At 70.8% G+C, this 3,910-nt stretch carries 3 protein-coding genes; 2 read left to right on the top strand and 1 reads right to left on the bottom strand.

The genetic code is table 11. From position 1 onward, the window contains the following. Positions 1 to 252: 252 nt before the first annotated feature. Positions 253 to 672, top strand: coding sequence for an HIT family protein (locus AB0J52_RS31130; RefSeq protein ID WP_500186299.1), 420 nt, complete (start codon positions 253 to 255; stop codon positions 670 to 672). A 934-nt stretch (positions 673 to 1,606) separates the two neighbouring features. On the opposite strand, the gene AB0J52_RS31125 is transcribed toward AB0J52_RS31130, so the two are convergent. Beyond that, positions 1,607 to 2,107 (bottom strand): Lrp/AsnC family transcriptional regulator, encoded by a 501-nt coding sequence (locus tag AB0J52_RS31125; RefSeq protein WP_500186297.1) that lies wholly within the window; start codon positions 2,105 to 2,107, stop codon positions 1,607 to 1,609. Positions 2,108 to 2,276: 169 nt separating this feature from the next. Between AB0J52_RS31125 and AB0J52_RS31120 the strand changes: the two genes are divergently transcribed. After that, positions 2,277 to 3,722: a gamma-aminobutyraldehyde dehydrogenase gene (locus tag AB0J52_RS31120; protein ID WP_500186295.1), complete on the top strand. Its 1,446-nt coding sequence runs from the start codon at positions 2,277 to 2,279 to the stop codon at positions 3,720 to 3,722. The last annotated feature ends 188 nt before the right edge of the window (positions 3,723 to 3,910 follow it).

Genomic DNA, 3,910 nt, shown 5'->3' with positions numbered 1-3,910 from the left:
GGCCTGCGGCCTGCGGCCTGCGGCCTGCGGCCTGCGGCCTGCGGCCTGCGGCCTGGGCGTGAGGATGGCCGTGGACTGCCGGCCCGGTGTGGGGGTTGCCGTGGACGGCGGCCATGGGCTGCGGGTTGCGCGGGGGATGGCCGTGGGCTGCTGGTTGCGCGGGGGCCGTGGGCTGGTGGCCGTGCGTGGGGGCGGCTTGCGGGGATAGTGGGTGTGTTGAGAGCGGGCTGAGCCATGGGGAAGGTGGGGCGGATGGCGGACAAGCCGTGCGTGTTCTGCGAGATCATCCGGGGCGAGCATCCGGCGCACGTGGTGTTGGACGTGCCGGAGGCGATGGCGTTCCTGGACACGCGGCCGCTGTTCAAAGGGCACACGTTGCTGGTGCCGCGTGAGCATCACGAGACGCTGGTCGATCTGCCCGTGGAGCAGGTCGGGCCGCTGTTCACGCAGGCTCGGCGTCTGGCTGCGGCAATGGAAAGCGAGCTCGGGGCGGCGGGGTCCTTCGTGGCGGCGAACAATCGGATCAGCCAGAGCGTCCCGCACCTGCATGTCCATGTCGTCCCCCGGAATCCCAAGGACGGGTTGAAGGGGTTCTTCTGGCCTCGGCACAAGTACGAGTCGGACGAGGAGGCCGCGAAGTTCGCCGCCACGTTGCGGGCCGCCCTCGGCTGACCGCGCCGCGACCAGGCGCGGTTCTGAGCCGGTCGTCTCGATCGCGTCCTTCTGCCCGGCGGACTTCGGCCTCACCGACCCGATCAAGCCGGCCGATCCCCACCCGCGGCCTCCACGGCGCCCGTCATGTACCGGAACAACTGGCCGCCGCACATCTTGGCGAAAGAGGTTCCCCCGGCTGACCAGGCTTGCCGCGACCGGGCTGCTCGGGTGGGAGCAGTCCGTGTTTGGCGACACAGGTCGGGCCGTCCGTGGGGGAGGAGTGAGGCGAGCTCATTGTTCACTGGCTCGTGCGGATCGTGTGGGTTCTCGGTTGGTCGGGGGGAGGGGCGACGAGGGTGGTTTGAGCTGATTGGGAAGCAGGCTGTATTCGGCGGCCCGTGTTGGCCAATCGTCGTTCTCTGGCTCGTGCGGATCGCGGGGGTTCTCGGTTGCTCGGAGGGAGGGCGGACGCGGGTGGTTCTGAGCTGCCTGGGGAGCGGTCTGTATTCGGCGGCTCGGGTGTTGGCCAGGCTTCGCCGGGCGGGTGTACGCCCGAAGCACCAGGGTGCCGTCCGGGTCGTCGGCATGCGCGGGGTCTGAAGCAGCGTCCACCGTCGTTCCACCTCTCGATGAGGAGGTGGCGTTGGTCGTGGGCATCTTCTCGGCGCCGCTGTGACTGTGTTGGCCGTCTGGTCGGTGGCTCGTACGTCATGGCTGTGCAGGATGTCCGCGCTCGTGAGGCTGCGGGAGTGTGATCAGCGGTGGGGTGCGGCTTGGTGAGGGTCTGCGCGCGACGGGCCGGGGCAGGCGGGGGCGGCATCGACGTTCCGACGGTGCTGACGGAGAGTGAGGCGTGCTCTGCGTAGGGACGTCATTGGCCGTGAGGGGTGGGAGCGGGGGTTCGGATATTGGGGACTTGGCGGGGGCGGGGTGAGGAGGTGCGGGGACGCTGTTAGTGGGTGCCCCAGGTGTAGGTCTGCTTGCGGAGTTTGAGGTAGACGAAGCTCTCGGTGGAGACGACGCCCGGGACGGCGCGGATGCGGCCGAGGAGCTCCAGGAGCTGCTCGTCGTCCTCGCAGACCAGTTCGACCAGGATGTCGAAGGAACCCGCGGTGATGACGACGTAGTCGATGGCCTCGATGGCGGCCAGGGCGTCGGCGATCTTCTCCAGGTCGCCCTCGCACTTGACGCCGATCATCATCTGCCGGGAGAAGCCCAGCATCAGCGGGTCGGTGACGCCGACGATCTGCATGACGCCGGTGTCCAGGAGCTTCTGGACGCGCTGCCGGACGGCGGCCTCGGACAGGCCGACGGCCTTGCCGATCGCGGCGTAGGAGCGGCGGCCGTCCTGCTGGAGCTGCTCGATGATCTGCTTGGCGGTCTCGTCGAGCGGGACGGCGGTGCGGCGCGCGCTGCCCGCGGGCGGGCGGCGCTCCGGGGAGCGGTCCGTCATGGTGGCGTCTCCTTGCTGCGGCATCATGGGCGAGATACGGGTTGAGAGATGGATTCAGTCGTGAAACTGGATCGTAACAACGGAATCCCTTGTCAAAGCGGACAACCTCTGTAAGGGTCGGGGCCAACGACGGTTCCGGCTGCGGTGGCCATCAGGGAAGGGGTCGACGATGACCAGCGAGCAGGCGATCAGGCTGCGCAACTTTATCGGCGGCGAGTACGTCGACGCCAAGGACGGCGGGACGCTGGAGGTGGTCGATCCCAGCACCGGTGAGGTGTGGGCCTCCTCGCCCGCCTCGGGCGCCGAGGACGTGGACGCGGCCTTCCGCGCGGCCGCCGCGGCCTTCCCCGCCTGGCGCGACGCGACGCCGAAGGACAGGTCGCTCGCCCTGCTCCGGTTCGCCGACGCCGTGGAGGCGCGCGCGGACGAGCTGGTCGCCGCCGAGTGCCGCGACACCGGCAAGCCGCTGCGGCTGACGGCGGACGAGGAGATCCCGCCGATGGCGGACAACCTGCGGTTCTTCGCCGGGGCCGGGCGCATCCTGGAGGGCAAGGCCACGGCCGAGTACATGGCCGACCACACCTCGTCGGTCCGGCGCGAGCCGATCGGGGTGTGCGCGCAGGTCACGCCGTGGAACTACCCGATGATGATGGCGGTCTGGAAGTTCGGGCCGGCGCTCGCGGCGGGCAACACGGTGGTGCTGAAGCCGTCCGACACGACTCCGGCGAGCACGCTGCTGCTGGCCGAGATCGCCGCCGAGTTCCTGCCGCCGGGCGCGTTCAACGTGGTGTGCGGCGACCGGGACACGGGCCGCGCGCTGGTCGCGCACCCGATCCCGCAGATGGTGTCGATCACCGGCAGCGTCCGTGCCGGGATGGAGGTCGCGCGCGCGGCGGCCGACGACCTCAAGCGCGTCCACCTGGAGCTGGGCGGCAAGGCCCCGGTCGTGGTCTTCGACGACGCGGACGTCGAGTCCGCGGCGCAGGGCATCGCCGGGGCCGGGTACTTCAACGCCGGGCAGGACTGCACGGCGGCGACGCGCGTCCTGGTCGCCGAGCGGCTCGCGGACGACTTCACCGCGGCCCTCGCCGAGGCGGCGCGCGGCACGACGGTCGGCCCGCCGAACCCCGACGCGGACGCCGACTACGGCCCGGTCAACAGCCGGGCCCAGCTGGAGCGCGTGCAGGGGTTCATCGACCGGGCCCCCGACCACGCCCGCCTGGAGGCCGGCGGCGAGCGGGTCGGCGACCGCGGCTACTTCTTCGCCCCGACCGTCGTCAGCGGGTTGCGCCAGGACGACGAGATGGTGCAGAACGAGATCTTCGGCCCGGTGATCACCGTGCAGCGCTTCTCCGACGAGGAGCAGGCCGTCCGGTGGGCCAACGACGTCAAGTACGGCCTGTCGGCGAGCGTGTGGACCCGCGACCACGGCCGCGCGATGCGGATGACCAAGGCCCTCGACTTCGGGGCCGTCTGGGTCAACACGCACATCCCGTTCGTGTCGGAGATGCCGCACGGCGGCTTCAAGCACTCCGGCTACGGCAAGGACATGTCGATGTACGGAGTGGAGGACTACACCCGGATCAAGCACGTCATGCACTACATCGGCGCCTGACCGGGCGACCGGCCCCCGCCGTCCGGACGGTTCGGAACGATCATGTCGGTCCGTCCGGCGGCCTCCTGAAGACCCCGCCCCCGCCAGAGCCGCCACGCCGTCCGGACCGGCCGGCGGAGCGGCTCACCGGGCCGGACGCTCCCGCCCGGGACGTCCGGCCGACGCCCCCTGCAGCGCCTCCCGGGAAG

The organism is Spirillospora sp. NPDC049652 (assembly GCF_040675125.1).
Lineage (GTDB): Bacteria > Actinomycetota > Actinomycetes > Streptosporangiales > Streptosporangiaceae > Spirillospora.
This window is presented reverse-complemented; position numbering and strand designations above follow the sequence as displayed.

Coding starts and splice junctions, on each gene's coding strand:
- AB0J52_RS31120 (WP_500186295.1), top strand. CDS start 2,277: ATGACCAGCGAGCAGGCGATCAGGCTGCGCAACTTTATCGGCGGCGAG.
- AB0J52_RS31130 (WP_500186299.1), top strand. CDS start 253: ATGGCGGACAAGCCGTGCGTGTTCTGCGAGATCATCCGGGGCGAGCAT.
- AB0J52_RS31125 (WP_500186297.1), bottom strand. CDS start 2,107: ATGACGGACCGCTCCCCGGAGCGCCGCCCGCCCGCGGGCAGCGCGCGC.